Origin of the sequence: Sphingomonas oryzagri, from assembly GCF_029906645.1 — a bacterium.
Taxonomy (GTDB): domain Bacteria; phylum Pseudomonadota; class Alphaproteobacteria; order Sphingomonadales; family Sphingomonadaceae; genus Solisphingomonas; species Solisphingomonas oryzagri.
This window is the reverse complement of record NZ_JARYGZ010000001.1, coordinates 2,276,124-2,293,495: the sequence shown is the minus strand read 5'-3', so window position 1 is coordinate 2,293,495 and position 17,372 is coordinate 2,276,124. Positions and strand designations below refer to the sequence as shown.

The following is a 17,372-nucleotide window of genomic DNA, read 5'->3' as shown; positions in this document are numbered from 1 at the left end:
CGTAGATCTACACCCGCAAGGGTTAACGATCAACCTTCGGCCATAGCAAGTATCTGAAATAAAAGGCGCCTCTTAGCCGGGGCGGGTGGCTACGAGGCGCTTTATTCGTGAGGCCGGAGAGCGGGGGGGCAAAAGGTCCGGTCCTCGGGAAGCAGAACGACGATCGTGGGGAGAGGTTCCTCGCGCGCATCGTCCTGCCATGGCATAGCGCGTGTCATGGCCCGGCCCGATATGACCTTGTCCGTCGTCGGCGGCATCCACCCCAACGCGGACGGCGGCAACCGGTTGTTCGAGATCGCGCTGTGCGCGGCGGGCGAAGCGATCCAGCTCGCTCCCGAACCGAAGAACAAGCATGACCCGTCGGCCGTCGCCGTGTTCAGCGCACGGGGCATCCAGATCGGCTATCTGAGCGCCGAACGGTGTGGGTGGATCGGATCGAAGATCCGGCTCGGCGAGGAGATCCGGGCGGTGTTCCAGGCGCCGGAGAAGGGCGGGGCGCTGATCCGGGTGAGCTTCTCGGGCGAGGATCCCGTCATTCCTCCATCGCGGCCTGCGCAAACAGCCGGACGCTCGCCGGAATGGGACGACAGTTTCTATCCGGACGAGATCTGGCCCGACGCCTGACGGGCAAGCCGGTCGAGATGCGGACGCCGATGTCCGCATTGGCGGCCGCCGGCTTCCATGTCATCCTCGCGCGATGTGCAACTTATACACCGAGCGCTTGGGCCCGGATGCGGTCGCGGCGCACTTCAATGTTCGCAATCCCCTGGCGTCGAACGCCGGCGCGGAAGTCTTTCCTGGCGGTACCGGCATGGTCGTCCGCGAGGAGGGCGGCGAACGCATCATGCAATCGATGACCTGGGACTTCCCGGTCCGCTTGAAAACCATGGCTCCCACAGCCAAACCGAAGGCGGTCAACAATATCGCCGACCTCGAGAAAGGGATGTGGAAGCGGCATGCGGTCAATCCGCGCGGGCGTTGCCTGATCCCTCTGACTGGCTTCGCCGAGGCCGAGGGTCCGAAAGGGTCGATGACCCGCACCTGGTTCAATGTGAAGGGCCAGCCGATCTTCGCCTGGGCTGGCCTATGGACTGACGATCACCAATATGGCTGGGGGCCGGTCTATTCCGGTGCCATGACCGAGTGCAACGAGGCGATACGGCCGATCCATAGCCGGATGCCCGTGCTGCTGGTGCCGGAGGAATATGATCACTGGCTTCACGGCAGCTTCGAGGACACCGTCGCATTCCAGAAGCGCTGCTTTCCCGATGACCTGATCGAGATCACCCGCACCGATGAGCTTTGGGTGAAGAAGAAGATGCCAAAGCCGGCACCCGACGCGCCCGCGACCTTGTTCTGACCCTCAAAGCTGTTGCGTACGCGGATCAGGCGCCGATTTCGGACACCAGAAAGCGTCCGATCCTGCCCGCCCGTCGCTCGCGCGCGTTGCGGAACGGAAGAAGGCTTTCCTTCATTCGGGCGATGACGGGTTCCAGATGGGGATCGGGATCCGCGAGATCGACCGCGATCATATGCGGCGTGACCTCGTCGGAGACGTAAACCCACACCCTCTTGCTGTCCGGCAAGCTCCAGTACCGCGCCTTGAACAGCCGGTCGGGGAATGCGGTGATCTTTGCGATGGCAGCCATGAGGCTCGGTAGAGGAGGCGCGACGGGAAGCCAACCCCGACGGGCCGGATGCCGTCATAGGTCATCCATCCGTCGCGTCTAATCGCGCTATGGCAAGACCATCGGTGGAACCACCTACAACAAAGGCAAGGTGAGCATCGGTGACCCGCGAACCTTTGGCGTGTCGGCCGGGTTCAACTTCTAAGCGGGACGCGGGGAAGGGGTAGCCAGACTTTGGCTACCCCATAACCAGATACGCAATCGCACACGCCCAAGAGCGGGGGCCGAGCGGGTGCCAAGATATCGAGGCCCCGCTTTATGAAGGAGAGTTGCTCCGCGCTCACAGTCCGCGAGCCGTCAGCAGGGCATCCAGGCGCGGATAGACGATCCTCGCATTGCCCTCGAGAATTGCGTGGCGCTGCTGCTCGGTAATGGGGAGCATGTCCACATATCGCTTGGTGTCGTCGAAATAGTGACCCGTGTGCGGATCGATCCCTCGAACTGCGCCGACCATCTCTGATCCGAACAATATGTTCTTGGTTTCGATGACCTCCGCCAGAAGATCGATGCCGGGCTGATGATAAACACAGGTGTCGAAGAACACGTTGTTCATTAGGTGCTCATCGAGGCTTGGCTGTTTCAGCATATCCGCGAGCCCGCGATATCGCCCCCAATGATAGGGCACCGCGCCGCCGCCGTGCGGGATAATGAAGCGAAGGGTCGGGAAATCCTTGAACAGGTCGCCCTCGATCAACTGCATGAAGGCGATGGTGTCCGCTGCGATATAATATGCCCCGGTTGCATGAAGCCCGGGGTTGCAGCTGCCCGAGACATGGATCATCGCCGGCACGTCGAGTTCCACCATCTTCTCGTAAAAAGGATACCAGAACCGGTCTGTCAGGGGCGGAAACGAGAAATGGCCGCCGCCGGGATCGGGGTTGAGATTGCAACCGACAAATCCGAGCTGGTTCACGCACCGCTCGAGTTCGGCGATCGATCCCGTCATGTCTGCCTTGGGGCTTTGCGGCAGCATGCAGACGCCGACGAAGCTCTCCGGATATAGCCGGCACACCCTCGCGATCAGGTCGTTCGATGCCTGCGCCCATGCTGTTGCCACCCGCTCGTCGCCGAGGTGGGGAGCCATCGTCGACGCCCTCGGGCTGAAGATCGTCATGTCGGCGCCGCGCTCTCGCAGCAGCCTGAGCTGGTTCGCCTCGACCGTCTCGCGAATCTCGTCGTCCGTGATCTCGGGATAAGGCGGCGCCGGCTCGCCGGCCTTCCAGGCGGCAATCTGCTTTTCGCGCCAGGCATCATGTTGCGTGGGTGCCGTCGTGTAATGGCCATGACAGTCAATGATGAGACTCATTCGGTTCACCCGTTGTCGCGATGGGAGAGGAGAGTGCCGAGCTGCTCGAGCTTGGAATCGAGACCTTGGGGCGGTGCCAGTCGAAACCCGCCGATCTCGCGCTGCCGCTCCGCGGTGCCGCGCGACATCGGCGCGCGCATGCCGAGGCCTTCGATGGTCTTTACCACCTCGTCCATCTCCTCGGAACGGCGGAGGCCGTGAACGAGCATACGATCCAGATTATAGTCGAAGCGCGCGACCCAGTCGGCGCTAGGCCAGCTCGTGTCGAGCGAGGAAATCACCTCGTCGAGCACGCCGGACAGCTTGGCGGCCATCGCGCATTCGGCGCTGAGCGCCTCGATCCCCTTGACCATGATCGACCGGATCATCTTTACCGCGCTGGCCGCGCCCACCGTGTCCCCGATGACGCGAACCATATCGAAACCGACCTCACGCAGCTGGCGCGCGCCCTCCTGGGCATGCGGCCCGCTGACAAGCAGAGGCACCGCGCGCCTGCCGGGGTGGACAGGCGCCATGACCGCTACGTCAACGTAGAGGCCGCCCTGGTTCTCGACCACTTCGGCAGAAAGCCGCTTGGTGTCGGGGGCAACCGAGTTCATGTCGAAGTAGAAGGCGCCCGGACGAAGCGAGGCAGCCGTCGCGCGGGCCGCCTGCTCAGCCTGATCCGCGGTCACAAGCGAAAGGATGACACCGGCCTCCGCGACGGCCTCCCCGTTCGACCCGGCCATCGTCACGCCAAGCCGCTGTCCATCGGCCAGCTTGTCGGCGCGCTCATGCACTGTCTCAATCTTCCGGTCGTAGGAGATGAGCTTTCCCGGCATGCCCACGACGAACGCCTGGGCGGCCTCTCCAAAGCCGATCACCGCAATGCTGCCGATATTCATCCGCGCAGGTAGCCGCGAGCCGCCTTCAGCGCCCAATCGGAACAGGGGCGGCTGATAGGTTTTCCGGAATCTTCTCTGATGCGACCTGCTCAAGGCAGTCCATGAATCGGCGTTGAACCGAGGTCGGGCGCCATCCTCGCCGACAGGTGATGCCGACCGTTCGCACGCCATGAGCCACTGGCTTCCCGATGCGCGACAGCAGACCGCTCTCGATCTCGACCGACACTTGGCCCGGCGAAAGCAAGGTCAGCAAATCGGTGCCAGCAAGAATGCCGCGGATCACCATGATGGAACCGCATTCAACCGGCGCCGGTGGGTGACCGACCTCGTCGAAAAGGGCGGTCCACTGGCTTCTGAGCGGTGCCCCGACGGCAGGCACGACCCACTCGTAGCCAGAGAGTTCGGCAATCGTCGGATCTTTTCCGGCCAGTGGATGTCCGGCTCGTCCGACGACGATCAACTCGTCGCGGAGCAGCATACGTTGTTCGAGATCCGGCGGTATCTCCTCGCGGAGCGCGCCGATCATAAAATCGATCACCCCGTCGATCAGCGGCTCCACCAACTCCCGCCACGATCCCTCCACGACGCGCAGGCTCGATCGCGGGCGTCCGTTGAGGAACTGCGCTATCGCTTCGGGCAGGACGCGTGCCCTGGCGAGCGGCATGGCGCCGACGATGACGCCGTCGATTGCCTCCTGCTCGCCGCAAACCTCACCAATGCCAGCGGAAATCTCCGTCGCCGCAAGGCGCACACCGCGGACGAGACGGTGCCCCGCCGGCGTGAGCTGAACGCCGCGCCCGTGACTGGCGAATAGCGAGTGTCGGCCAATCTCTCCGAGATCGCGCACCGCCCGATGGAGCGATGGCGCCGACATCCCTGTCGCCTGGGCGGCGCTCGCAAATCCGCCATGGTCAGCTACCGCCAGGAAGGCGCGGAGCTGGGTACTGGTCATCAGCAGTTCGGGCCTCGAAAAGCCTCGCCCGCCCGCCTTGGTCGCCGCATGCAGACGTTCGAAAGCCGCCGATGCTCGATCCGCCATCACGCGCCCAGCTTCCGTGGCGGCGACCCCGTCATGTCGGCGGTCAAAGAGGACGACACCGAGCCGTTCCTCCAGCCTCGCAAGGCCCTGAGTAAGCGCCGGCTGCGAAAGTCCCGCATCTTCGGCTGCCGCCCGCATGCTGCCGAGGCGCACGATCGATCCGAGGGCGCGAAGGTGACGAAGGTTTAGGTCGAACGGATTGACCATGTCTCTATTAGCATCTCCTTATCGCTATTGCTTCTATCGAATGGCGTTCGATCCGGCCAACGCGAATTGCTTGTCGTCCACGGCGCGGAGGGCGAATGTCGGATCGAGTGGTCCAAAAGATCGAGCGCGCGGACCCTGATGTGTTCGGCGGCTTGGCTACCGCCGGTGGCGACGGGACCCCCTGCATGTGGATGCGAGGTGGCACCTCCAAGGGGGCGTTTTTCCTTGCTTCCGATCTGCCAGAGGATCCTGACGCACGCGCAGGCCTGCTGCTCCGCATCATGGGCTCGCCAGACCCGCGCCAGATTGACGGCATGGGTGGCGCCGACCCGCTAACCTCGAAGGTCGCTATCGTCTCGTCCTCGGATCGCGACGGCGTGGACGTGGAATATTTGTTCGTTCAGGTCTTCGTCGATCAGGCGATCGTCAGCGATAGTCAAAATTGCGGAAATATGCTGGCTGGTGTTGGCCCCTTCGCAATCGAGCGCGGGCTCGTCGCGGCAAGCGCAAACGAGACCCGCGTTTCGATTCTCATGGCGAATACGGGCCAGGTTGCAGTCGCGACCGTCCAAACGCCGGATGGCCGACCAACCTACGAAGGAGAGGCCTCAATCGACGGCGTGCCAGGCACGGCGGCGCCGATCCTGCTGGAATTCCGCGACACCGCTGGTTCGAGCTGCGGCGCTCTCCTGCCGACGGGCAGGCCCTTTGACATGATCAACGGCGTCGCATGCACCCTTATCGATAATGGCATGCCATGCGTTGTCATGAGGGCCGCCGACGTCGGCGTGACTGGATATGAAGATAGGGACGAGCTTGATACGGCGTTCGAGGTGAAGGCCCGGATCGAGGCGATCCGGCTCGAGGCCGGACCGATGATGAACCTCGGAGACGTCCGAGAGAAGAGCGTGCCCAAGATCATGTTGGTGGCCGCGCCACGCCGCGGCGGCGCTATCACGGTCCGGAGCTTCATTCCACACAGGGCCCACGCCACCATCGGCGTCTTCGGCGCCGTGACCGTCGCGACAGCATGCTTCGTCGAAGGCTCGACCGCAGCAGAACTTGCCACCGTGCCCAATGGCCTGCGGAAGACGCTCTCGGTCGAGCATCCGACTGGCGAGATGAGCTGTGTGCTCGACGTGAGTGCAGCATCAGGAGGGGTTGAGGCCGCGGCGCTGCTCAGGACGGCGCGCAAGCTGATGGACGGGTGCGTGTTCTGCTGAGGGGCGCACCGCCAAACCACAATATCTAGGAGGGAGGTTCTCAGTGTCGATCCGAACGATAGCACATGGCGCGGGGTGGAGCGGGCCACTGGCGCTGTTCGCAGCATTGCTCATCGCGGCCATTCTGCTGATCCAACCGAAGGCGCGGGGGGCAGAGCCGAGCGGCGCGGCGGGCGTCGCGTCGCTCGCGGCCGTTCCGGCAACGAGCGACTGCGCCGCGCTCGCAAAGGTCGACCTCGTCCATATCGGTGGCGCGGGGAGCGTCATCAACAGCGCGGTAGAGACGGTAGGCGCGCAGCAGGCGACGGTCTGCGCCGTCGAGGGTACACTCGCGCCCGCGATCAAATTCCGGGTCGAACTCCCCACGAAAACATGGACCCAGCGCTACCTGCAGACCGGATGTGGAGGCCTGTGTGGCAACCTCAACATCCGGATCGGAGCCGCCGACGGATGCCCCACCGTCGATGCGTCCGGCTTCGTCGTCGCCTCGAGCGACATGGGACATGAAGGCATGGATGGCGACTTCGGTCGCGATCCGCAGAAGCGCGCCGACTTCGCCTATCGGGGCGTCCACCTGACCGCCGTCGCGGCAAAGGCGCTGATCCACGCCTTTTACGGGCAGGGCGAGCGCTTCTCCTATTTCTCCGGATGCTCCGATGGCGGGCGCGAAGCGCTCGTCGAGGCCCAGCGCTTTCCTGAAGATTTCAACGGCATCGTAGCCGGGGCGCCGGCCATGAATTTCGTCGTGCAGAACAGTCTCTATCATGCGTGGCAGGCACGATCGAACACCGGTCCCGATGGAGGTGCGATCCTGCTTGCAAGCCGCTTGCCCATACTGCACGCCGCCGTGCTCAAGGCGTGCGACGGTCTTGACGGCCAGGTCGACGGGCTGATCTCGGCCCCTGGCCAATGCCGGTTCGATCCGGCGGCTACGGTCTGCAGGGGCGGGCAGGATCCGTCCACCTGTCTCACCGCGCAGGAAGCCGAGGTCGCGCGCCGGTTCTATGCCGGTCCGCGTGATCCGAAGACTGGGGAACGCCTGACTGTTGGCGGCCCGCAATATGGCTCGGAACTGCAGTGGGCCGGCGTCTATGTGCCGATGGCCGCGGACCAGCCGATTTTCAGCTCGATCATCGCCAACGGATCGATGGGCAACCTGATCTTCTCGAACGGACAGCCAGCGACGGTCGACAAGGTCACTTTCGACCATGCCACGTTCGAGCGGCTCGTCGAGCGCTACAGGCTGTTCGATTCGACGAGCCCGGATCTGTCCGCATTCGCCGACAGAGGGGGAAAGCTGATCCTGTTCCACGGTTGGGCCGACCCGCACATCTCGCCGATCAACACGATCGCCTACAACGATGCCTTGAAGGCCACGATGGGCGAGGCGAGGGCAGCCTCGTTCGAGCGCCTCTATCTCATGCCCGGCATGGGCCATTGCTCGGGCGGCGAGGGGCCCAGCGCTTTCGACCTGCTCACGCCGGTCATGGCATGGGTCGAGGGCGGTCGGGCGCCTGATGCCATCGTTACCCGAACACCGACGCAGACCACAATGTTCGGACTGCCCGGCGGTGGCCATCCTGGCCCGGCCGGCCCGCCCCCGGGCGCGAAGGGCGCTATGCCACCGCGCGGCGCAATGGGGCCGCCGCCCGGCATGCCTCCGCAGCCGACCGGCCCTGCCCGCAGTCGTCCCGTTTATCCATATCCCTATATAGCCGCTTACACGGGTACCGGTGATCCGAACGCCGCCTCCAGCTGGATGCGGGGCAGGGCCGTGAACGTGCAGGTTCCCGCCTGGGCCGGAACCGGCCTCTACAGACCCTATCAAGGGGTCACGGGCTGAAGCCGCGCGCCGGCCGGACCTCGTCGGGTCCGGCCGGAGCGTATTGCGCCTGCGCCCGGCGTGTTTGGCTCTGAACAAGCCCGCCACGCGAAAGAACCACAGCGCTTCGCCATGGTATCCGCGCTGGTGCTTCGAGCCGGGCGTCAACGAGCTCGCCTGGCCCGATATCCGTCGACTTCGCGATGTTCTTGCCGGGAGAGGGTACAGAGGGCCGCCGATCGAGATTCACTGGCGGGATCCGGGACAATGATGCCGACAGGTTGTTGGCGATGCCGGGCTGGCAGCAATACCGTCCGGCGGTGCCCATGGCACCCCGGTTCGAGGCAGCCGGCCACCAGTTGATCGGTCGAGGAGACGCTATCCTCACCGATCCGCTCATCAAGCGCAGCACCTGACCTGGTCAAGGCCGCCGTCTCGGGTGAGGTCAGCGCGTCTCCACTGAAGTCCTGCTTACGTCGATAATTGGTCGGCGACTTGCCCGCCGCCTTTGCGAAGAAGCGCGAAAAGTAGGCGCCGTCGGCGAAGCCGAGCCAATCGGCGATCTCGGCGATGCTCATCGTCGTGTAGATGAGGCAGCGTTTCGCCTCGCCTGCGATGCGATCGTGCATCAATTCGAGAGGCGACACCCCGGCAACAGTCTTGCAGGCCAGCCTGAGCTGGGAAACGCTCACCTTGAGCTCCTCTGCGACCTCCGTAAGCTGGGGCTGCTCGCGAAAGCGGCGCTCGACCAATTCCTTGTAGCGCTCGACGAGTGCTGACCGGCTGTCGGCCGGAGGCCGCCGTTGCCCGTCTGACGCCGGCCAGTTGCGAAGGAGCAGCAGCAAGACCGACAGCAGCTTGATCTCGGCCCCGATGGCGTTGCCGGGACGCATCTCGGCCAATTCCTGGGCGAGTCCGGAGATCTCTTCGGCAATGCTGGGCAAGATGGCGACAGTCAGGTCGAAGACGCCCGGCACGTCGAGCACAGTCTTGAGGGCCGGAGCTCGGACCAGGAGATCGGCAAGATAGTTTATCTCGATCGTCAGAACCCAGCCGGTCGTGGCCTCCAGATAACGGAAGCCGTGTATTCTGTGAGGCGGGACAACGAGGATGCTGGATGAGGAGAAAGGGATTGTTTCGCCCTCGACCGACATCTCGCCACCGCCCTCGTCGACGACGACCATCTGCATGAAACGCGGATGGGTGTGCGGTGCGATGACCCAGCCCCGTTCGCGGCATCGTTGGTCGAGCGGTTCCACATTCACGAACCAGTCCGGCCGCGCGCTGGCGTCTCCGTAAAGAATATAGCGCGGAACGGCAGCGGCGCTGACGCTCCCGATCAGCGCAGGAGATGCGAGCGAAAAGTCCATACGATTTTCAGTTTCCGCCATTCACACCCTGTAGTGCACAGCGCAGAAGAAAGAAACTCGGCAGAGAGGCCAGCAAAGCCCGTCACATTGCCAGAGCGAGGGAGGATCTATGAAGAGCACTGGACTCTATCTGTCGCGCGCATCTGCGATCGCGATGGCGATTGGCGTCGCGATCCCGGCATTGGCACAGGATCAGCAGACGGGTGCGCCGACGAATTCCGCTGCCACGACAGCCGCCGCCCCCCTGTCCGATGGCGCTTCGCAGCAGCCGGGCGATATCGTCGTGACGGCGCTTCGTCGGTCCGAGAGTGTGCTCAAAGTGCCTGCCGCGATATCGGTGCTCAGCGGCAACGACCTGAAGACGGTTGGCGTCAACACCGTCAACGACATTCAGAACCTCGTGGCCGGCGTGAATATCGGCTCCGGTGCATTTGGCACGAACGTAAGCATCCGCGGCGTCACCTCGACCGATCAGACCAGCAAGGGTGAGCTCGGTATCGCGTTCAACATCGACGGCGCTTTCGTCGGTCGTGGGCAAGAGGAGGGCGTCGCCTTCTTCGATCTCGAACGCGTCGAAGTGCTGAAAGGGCCGCAGGGTACACTATATGGGCGCAGCTCAACGGGCGGCGCCATCAACATCATCACCAAGAAGCCCGTGCTGGGCGAGGCCGGTGGCTACGCCAAGGTCGAATATGGCAACTACAATGCAAAGCGGGCCGAGGGTGCGGTGAACGTTCCGCTCGGAAGCATGTTTGCAGCGCGGTTCGCAGGGAGCTTCAACGATCGGGATGGCTATCTGAAGCCGGTCGATACGAGTGTCACCGGCTCGCCCCTGGCCAACAATGGCGCCGGCCCGAGCAACGCCCGCCTCAGTGCGAACGGCCTGCCCGCAAAGAACGACCAGAAAGACGCGACAGGGCGCGCGTCACTGTTGTTCAAGCCCTCGGACAACATCACCGCGACCGTTATCGCCACGGTCGGGCATATTGGTGGCGACGGGAACGGCACTGTCACCGCAGATGCCCTCGATCATGGCGATCCCTTCCATATCGTGCCAAATCCCGTGCCGTCCTACGTCCGGGAGAATTTCCAGAACTTCAATGAGCAGCTCAACTGGAAGTTCGGTAATATGCAGCTGGACCTGCTTGGCAATGAGCAGCACTTCAAGGATAATAGTCAGAATACGACCAATGGAAATCCCTTCGACACCGGTACCCCAACGGCGGCAGGCTCGTTCGCGCTCGACCAATATCACGGGGTGTTCAACACCAATCAGTTCGAGGCGCGCATCTCGAACGTGAACCCCGGCTTTTTCGAATATGTCGCGGGCGCGAACTACTATCACGAGAAGATCAACGAGAGCGATCACAACTGGATTGCTCCGCTCTCGTCAACGGGCGGTCTTAGCGATACCTCTGAATGGATCAACAGCATCGATCCGGTTAACACGACCGAGCACAAGTCCTACGGGATATTCGGCCAGGTCACGCTTCACCCGCTCGAGAAGATCGCGATCATCGGCGGCCTGCGTTATACTCACGACGAGAGCACGCGAACGGGGACGTTCGCGGTTGGCGGTGTTCCCGGGTGCACCTATCCGAACAACTGTATAGGATCGGTCAACAACGGCTTCGAGAAGGATCACAAGATCACTTACAAGGCCGGGATCAACTTCCAGGCGACACCGCGCGATCTATTTTATGCGTCGGTTTCCACCGGGTTCAAGGCGGGCGGTTTCAACGATTTCGATCCGCGGACCGGCACCACAGCTCCCTACGGCCCGGAATCGCTGACCGCCTACGAGATCGGCTACAAGGGACGCCCCCTCGAGAAATTGACCATTACGGCGGATGCTTATTATTACGATTATTCGAAAGACCAGATCAACGGACTGACGCTGTTCCCAACCCCTGCCGGGATCGTCGGGGTGTTGTTCACGCAGCTGGCGCCCGTAAAGATATATGGTGTGGAGGGCGAAGCACACTACCAGCTTGATCGGTCCACCATGCTCAACGTGTCTCTCGCCTACGAGCATTCGAAGATCGTCAGGCTGCAGACCGGCTATCTCGGCTATCTGACGGGCGCGTTCGCCGACTTCAGCGGATATGCGCTTCCCAATACGCCTCACTTCGTCGCCAATCTTTCAGCGACCCATTCGATCGATCTCGGGAATGGCGCGGAGCTTCGCCTGCGGGCCGCGAGCAAGATCAGCTCGAGTTACTTCCTGACTGATTATGCCAATGCTGTCCGCTACAAGCAGGGCAGTTTCACACGCAGCGACGCGAGCGTCACCTATGTGGCGGCCGGTGATCGCTACACGATCCAGATCTTCGTTGAGAATATCGAGAACAAGCTGCAGCGGACCTCGGGGCCTGGCGGATACAATGGCACCTATGGCGGCTTCACGGGCGGCCAGGCGACACCGGAAGTTCCTGGCTCGGCGTTTCCTGAGAACTCGGTCGCTTACGGGGTGTCGACGCCTCGTTACTTCGGTGTGCGTCTCGGCGTGAAGTTCTGAGGACGAAAGTCGGATGCGGACGTCCTTAAAAAGGGTGCTGGCCGCTGGTGGGGGCGCGATCGCTGCTGCGGCGGCGGTCGCAGCCGGAATGTACCTCAACGGCGCGCCTCCGACACCGACCGTCGCCGACATCGCCTACGGCCCGGACCCGGCACAGCGTCTGGACGTCTGGCGTCCCCAGGGCAAGGGGCCGTTTCCGATCGTCCTCACGGTCCACGGCGGTGCCTTCCTCTTCGGTGGCAAACGGGGGCATGACGGTCTGAAGCAGGATATCGCGGCGTTGCTGTCGAACGGTATCGCGGTTGCGAGCACCAATTACAGAATGTGGGGCGAAGCCAGGTTTCCAGCTGCGGCAGGGGATGTGACGACTGCGATCGCCGCGCTTCGTCGCAAGGCGCGCTTGCTCGATATCGATCCCGGACGGGTCGCTTTGTGGGGCAAGTCGACTGGTGCCAACCTCGCGCTTCTCGCCGGCCTTTCCGAGGGGCGTGCGCTGATAGGGGCCGAAAGGATTGAACCTGTCGCCGCAATCGTCGCGATGTATCCGCCGGTGCGGTTCGACGCGATGGACGACCAGCTGCGCAACAGTCCTTGCGGTACCAAGGCGGCGACCCACGGCGCAGGCGACAGCCCGGAATCGATGTGGTTAGGTTCGCCAGTGTCGAAGCGGGAAGACCTCGTCGCTGCGGCGAGCCCGATATCCTACGTTTCCGCGTCGTCGCCACCTGTGTTGTTGCAGGCGGGCGGAGCCGACTGCACGGTGCCGCACGAGCAGAGCGAGATGTTGGCGGATGCCCTGCGCAAGGTGGGCGGCAAGGTGCATCTGGACATCGTCCCCGATGCTCAGCACATCGATCCGGTATTCGACAAACCCGGGAACCTCGCCAACGTCGTGCGCTTTCTCTAGGCGGCGTTCGCCGGCAAGACCGACATCAACTAATCCATTTGGACCCATCGAATATGGCACGCATCATCGGCGGCATCGGCACCTCCCACACTCCGACCATCGGCTTCGCGCACGACGCCGGGAAGCACGACGATCCCGCGTGGGCGCCGATCTTCTCTGCCTACGCGCCGCTCAAGGCCTGGCTTGCGGAAAAGAAGCCCGACGTGGCGTTCGTCATCTACAATGACCACGTCACCTCCTTCTTCTTCGATCACTATTCCGCCTTCGCGCTCGGGATCGGAGCAAGCCACGACGTCGCCGACGAAGGCGGCGGCGCACGAGCGCTTCCGACCATCATGGGCCACCCCGCGCTTGCTCGCCACATTGCCGAAAGCCTGGTCGCCGAAGAGTTCGACATGTCGCTGTTCCAGCGCCGACCGCTCGACCACGGCTGCTTCTCGCCGATGAGCCTGCTTTACGATTATCAGGACGGCTGGCCCACGACGCTCATACCTCTCGCGGTAGGTGTGCTGCAGAACCCGGTGCCGACCGCGCGCCGCTGCTGGAAGCTTGGCCGGGCGCTGAGAAAGGCGATTGAGAGCTATCCTGAGGACCTGTCGGTCGTCCTCATCGCGACGGGCGGCCTTTCGCATCAGGTCCACGGTGGCCGGGCGGGTTTCAACGACCCGGCCTGGGATCAGCAGTTCATGGACCTGCTCCTTGACGACCCGGAGACTCTCGCGCGCATGAGCCAGTCGGAACTGGCAATGCGTGGCGGCTGGGAGAGCTCCGAGGTCGTAATGTGGTTGATCATGCGCGGGGCATTGTGCGCTCGGCCGAGCTTGCTCGCGCGCGATTACTATCTGCCGTCGATGACCGGTATCGCCACCCTGCTTCTCGAAAACAAGGCTGGCGTTGGGGGCCTGAAGCCCGCCGACGAGCTCGATCAGAGGACGCTGCAGCTGCCGGCCAGCCAGCCCTTCACGTTGGACGTGAGCGTGCGCAACTACGACCTCAATCGCTACCTGCAGCGGATGGTCGAGCCCGACCACCGGGCTGCTTTCCTTGCCGACGAGGAGGCGAGCCTCGCTGCCTCGGGTCTCGACCCGGCTGATCAGGACCTGATCCGCCGCCGCGACTGGACAGGCTTGATCGGTAGAGGCGCGATCTTCTTCGGTCTCGAGAAGCTGGCCGCCGTGCTCGGTCTGCCGAATGCCGTCGTGTACGCCGGTATGCGCGGCGAGACGCTCGAGCAGTTCCAGGCCAGCCGGAACGCGCCGGGAGCGCTCTATTCCGTCGGCAGCAGCCTCAAGGGCGGCCAGAAGTAAGCCCGACCGACGAGACGGAGAAGATCGCACGTGCTTGAGGATCCCCGCTCCATCATCGCCCGTGAGCCCATGCACTCGCGACAGGTGCTCGCGATTGCCATCGCCACCGCGCTCAACGCGCTCGATGGTTTCGACGTGCTGTCCATTTCGTTCGCCTCGCCTGGCATCGCCGCGCAGTGGGGGATCGACCGTGCCGCGCTTGGAGTGGTGCTGTCGATGGAGCTGATCGGCATGGCGATCGGCGCATTCCTGCTGGGCGCGCTTGCAGACAGGATGGGCCGGCGGCCGACGATCCTCGCCTGCCTCGCCATCATGGCGAGCGGGATGGGTGTCGCCTCGCTCGCAACGGGCGTCGTCATGTTGTCGAGCCTCCGATTGTTCACCGGCCTGGGGATCGGGGGCATGCTGGCAGCAACGAACGCCATCGTCGCCGAATGTTCGAACGCGCGGCGCCGCAACCTGTCCGTGGCGATCATGGCCGGCGGGTACCCGATGGGCGCTATCGTCGGAGGCAGCATCGCCTCTGCGCTTCTTGCGGCAACCGGCCGATGGCAGACAATCTTCGAGTTCGGCGCGATCGCGAGTGCCGTATTCATACCGCTTGTTCTCTGGTTCGTTCCCGAAACGATTGCCTTCCTGTGCCTCCGGCAGCCAGTTAGCGCGCTGGACCGCATCAACAGGACAATGGTGCGCCAAGGAAGACGGCCTCTCGCCGAGCTGCCCCCGCTCGCCGAACCCCCCTCGCGACCCAATCTGACAGAGCTGTTCCGCCCCGGCATCGCCGCAGTAACGGTGGCCCTCACGATCGCCTATTTCGCGCACATCATGACTTTCTACTTCCTCATGAAGTGGATTCCGAAGGTGGTGGTCGACATGGGCTTCCCGCCGGCGTCAGCGGGTGGCGTCCTGGTATGGGCGAATGTCGGCGGTGCGACGGGATCGATCGTGATCAGTCTCCTGACGCAGCGCTTCGGCGTTCGGCAACTCATCATAGGAGCGATGGTAGGCGGCGGTGTCGCCGTCGCTTCGTTCGGGCAGGATCTTGCCACACTTGGGCAACTCTCGCTCGCGGCGGCGATCGCTGGGTTCTTCACCAACGGCGCGACGGCGGGCCTCTACGCCGTCTTCGCACAGTCTTTTCCCACGCGGCTTCGGGCGGGCGGCACTGGCCTCGTCATCGGTATCGGGCGCGGTGGTGCCGCGCTCGGCCCGATCGTCGCCGGTCTGCTCTTTGCCGCGGGCTGGCCATTGCACTGGGTCGCCCCCCTCATGGCCTGCGGAACGCTGGCCGCGGCCATCACTCTGGCATTGCGGCCAGCGCCGGAGCCACAGACTGCCTGATCAAGCGACGGTTCGTTGAAGGCCATGACGTGGGCGGCGGTATCGTCTTGAAAGGGAAGTTCGCAGAGATAGTTGGCACTCAGACTCCCTAAGGCCGCTGTCGGCAGGCGGCGACGGGGTCGAAATCCCGAAATGACTATGCTTCGATCATGCGAGCCAGGCGCGGAGAAATCCGCTCGGTAGCATCGCGCGAACGGGTGACGAGACGAGCGCTGAGATCTTCTCTTGTGGCAACAGCGATACCGGCTTCAGGACCGAGCACGGTTAGCGCGGTTGCCCAACCGTCTGCCATCATCGCGCTTTCATGAACAACCGACGCAGATATGACGGACGCGCCCAGCGGACGCCCGGTGCGCGGATCGAGCGTGTGGGCGCCGCGCACATAGTCGCCTGACGTCGCGATGGCTATTTCGTGCAGGCCTATGCGCAGTGGCGGCAGAGCGACGCCGGGCGGATCTTCGACATCCACCCACCACGGTTGCCCGTCCGGCCTCAGGCCTCGGCCAACCAGTTCGCCGCCAATCTCGACCAGCGCATCTTCGACGCCCTGTTCCGCCAGCAAATGTGAGACGGCGTCTGCCGCGAAGCCCTTGGCGATAGCCGAAAGGTCGAGCCAGAGTCCGCCCGGCTGCCGCACCCGACGTGACGTCCGATCGAGTGCCAGCCGTTGCCACCCGGTGCTCTCGAAAGCCTCATCCAGCTCGCCCCTTGTCGGCGGCCGATCCACGGTCACCGCGCCAAAGCCGAGCAACGCGGCGGCACGGCCGTGGGTTGGATCAAATGCGCCACCGGTGCGCTCGGCGATATCCAGACCTGCGCCGAGAACGGTCGCAAAATCCTGCGGCAGCGCGAGCCAGCATCCCGCCGGAGCCCGGTTGAACCGTGACAGCAGGGATTGTGGATCCCACTGGCTCATCTGCGAGACGATGGCTGCGAACCGTCGCTCGATCGCGCCGATCAGGTGCACAAGCGCGCTCGATCCGGCGAAGCGCACGCGCCACCCGGTGCCGAGCGCGGTGCCGGCGATCTTTCCGCGACCCTCTTCCTGTCAGATCCGGAAAGCTACGATGGAGGAGAGCTCGTCGTTGAGGGGCATTTTGGCGTCGAGCGGGCCAAGCTGGCCGCGGGTGACTTGATCCTCTATCCGGCTTCGAGCCTCCACCACGTCACGCCGGTGACGTCCGGCGTTAGGCTCGCGTCCTTCTTCTGGATTCAGAGTATGATTCGGGAGACTGAAGCGCGGCGGACGCTTTTCGATCTCGATTGTACGATCCAGGACTTGGCAGCGGAGAAGGGGCAGGGGGCCCCTAGGATCATTCGGCTGACAGGCATCTATCACAATCTCATGAGACGCTGGGCCGACGTCTGAGCCTCTGGCGAGGCCTCGGATACTGTGAACTGGTCGCGATCACCTAGTAGATGTCGCTCAATAGCGGCCTTTCGATTTACAATCCCCCCCCCCCCCCAAGGTTAGCGTTTTACTCAGGTGAAGAAGTCGGGAAATCGGATGGGCCACCGAGAGGCTGCGCAAAGGGCACACTCTCGTTCTACCGGCCCGCTTTCCGCACGGCATGCCCGAGACCCATGAGGATGTCATCAACTCCGATCTGTTCGATTTCATCGCGAAATGACGAACGGCTCGGGCCGGCTCAGGCCGGTCCGCTCGCCCCAATGCCAGACATTAACGGCCTTCTTAACATTTCCCGATTGCTGCCATTGCGCTTGTGTAGACCGCTACGTGGCAGCGCTCCTCGTGCTTC

General features: G+C 63.5%; 14 protein-coding genes and 1 pseudogene. 9 read left to right on the top strand and 6 right to left on the bottom strand.

Annotation, left to right across the window (positions count from 1 at the left end):
* Positions 1-216: 216 nt before the first annotated feature.
* Both QGN17_RS11070 and QGN17_RS11065 read left to right on the top strand, forming a co-directional pair.
* Positions 217-624, top strand: coding sequence for an HIRAN domain-containing protein (locus QGN17_RS11070; RefSeq protein WP_281044544.1), 408 nt, complete (start codon positions 217-219; stop codon positions 622-624).
* Between the two features lie 73 nt (positions 625-697).
* On the top strand, positions 698-1,360 hold the full coding sequence (locus tag QGN17_RS11065) for an SOS response-associated peptidase (protein WP_281044543.1): 663 nt from the start codon (positions 698-700) through the stop codon (positions 1,358-1,360).
* Between the two features lie 25 nt (positions 1,361-1,385).
* Here QGN17_RS11065 and QGN17_RS11060 read toward each other — a convergent pair whose 3' ends face one another.
* The 4 genes from QGN17_RS11060 to QGN17_RS11045 form a co-directional block, all read right to left on the bottom strand.
* Positions 1,386-1,649 (bottom strand): hypothetical protein, encoded by a 264-nt coding sequence (locus tag QGN17_RS11060; RefSeq protein WP_281044542.1) that lies wholly within the window; start codon positions 1,647-1,649, stop codon positions 1,386-1,388.
* Positions 1,650-1,968: 319 nt separating this feature from the next.
* The gene (locus QGN17_RS11055) at positions 1,969-2,994 is read right to left on the bottom strand and encodes an amidohydrolase family protein (protein ID WP_281044540.1); all 1,026 of its coding nucleotides are present in this window, start codon (positions 2,992-2,994) and stop codon (positions 1,969-1,971) included.
* Between the two features lie 5 nt (positions 2,995-2,999).
* Entirely contained in the window at positions 3,000-3,878 is an 879-nt protein-coding gene (locus QGN17_RS11050; protein ID WP_281044539.1) for a DUF1932 domain-containing protein, read from the bottom strand.
* A gap of 25 nt (positions 3,879-3,903) precedes the next feature.
* On the bottom strand, positions 3,904-5,124 hold the full coding sequence (locus QGN17_RS11045; protein WP_281044537.1) for a LysR family transcriptional regulator: 1,221 nt from the start codon (positions 5,122-5,124) through the stop codon (positions 3,904-3,906).
* A 185-nt stretch (positions 5,125-5,309) separates the two neighbouring features.
* On the opposite strand from QGN17_RS11045, the gene QGN17_RS11040 reads away from it, so the two are divergent.
* Positions 5,310-6,347: a 4-oxalomesaconate tautomerase gene (locus QGN17_RS11040; protein WP_281045201.1), complete on the top strand. Its 1,038-nt coding sequence runs from the start codon at positions 5,310-5,312 to the stop codon at positions 6,345-6,347.
* Positions 6,348-6,390: 43 nt separating this feature from the next.
* Positions 6,391-8,190, top strand: a complete 1,800-nt coding sequence (locus QGN17_RS11035) for a tannase/feruloyl esterase family alpha/beta hydrolase (RefSeq protein ID WP_281044536.1) — start codon at positions 6,391-6,393, stop codon at positions 8,188-8,190.
* 143 nt (positions 8,191-8,333) lie between these two features.
* Here QGN17_RS11035 and QGN17_RS11030 read toward each other — a convergent pair whose 3' ends face one another.
* Positions 8,334-9,539, bottom strand: a complete 1,206-nt coding sequence (locus QGN17_RS11030) for a helix-turn-helix domain-containing protein (protein WP_281044535.1) — start codon at positions 9,537-9,539, stop codon at positions 8,334-8,336.
* A gap of 109 nt (positions 9,540-9,648) precedes the next feature.
* On the opposite strand from QGN17_RS11030, the gene QGN17_RS11025 reads away from it, so the two are divergent.
* The 4 genes from QGN17_RS11025 (at position 9,649) to QGN17_RS11010 (ending at position 15,612) form a co-directional block, all read left to right on the top strand.
* Entirely contained in the window at positions 9,649-12,057 is a 2,409-nt protein-coding gene (locus tag QGN17_RS11025; RefSeq protein WP_281044534.1) for a TonB-dependent receptor, read from the top strand.
* An 88-nt stretch (positions 12,058-12,145) separates the two neighbouring features.
* Positions 12,146-12,964, top strand: coding sequence for an alpha/beta hydrolase (locus QGN17_RS11020; RefSeq protein WP_281044531.1), 819 nt, complete (start codon positions 12,146-12,148; stop codon positions 12,962-12,964).
* Between the two features lie 53 nt (positions 12,965-13,017).
* Entirely contained in the window at positions 13,018-14,271 is a 1,254-nt protein-coding gene (locus QGN17_RS11015; RefSeq protein WP_281044530.1) for a gallate dioxygenase, read from the top strand.
* A 30-nt stretch (positions 14,272-14,301) separates the two neighbouring features.
* Positions 14,302-15,612, top strand: a complete 1,311-nt coding sequence (locus QGN17_RS11010; RefSeq protein ID WP_281044529.1) for an MFS transporter — start codon at positions 14,302-14,304, stop codon at positions 15,610-15,612.
* Between the two features lie 136 nt (positions 15,613-15,748).
* Here the strand turns inward: QGN17_RS11010 and QGN17_RS11005 are convergent, their stop codons facing one another.
* Positions 15,749-16,579, bottom strand: coding sequence for an FAD:protein FMN transferase (locus QGN17_RS11005; RefSeq protein WP_281044528.1), 831 nt, complete (start codon positions 16,577-16,579; stop codon positions 15,749-15,751).
* Between the two features lie 57 nt (positions 16,580-16,636).
* Between QGN17_RS11005 and QGN17_RS11000 the strand changes: the two are divergent.
* Positions 16,637-16,981 (top strand): annotated as a pseudogene (locus QGN17_RS11000) (Fe2+-dependent dioxygenase); the annotation flags it as partial.
* Positions 16,982-17,372 lie beyond the last annotated feature (391 nt).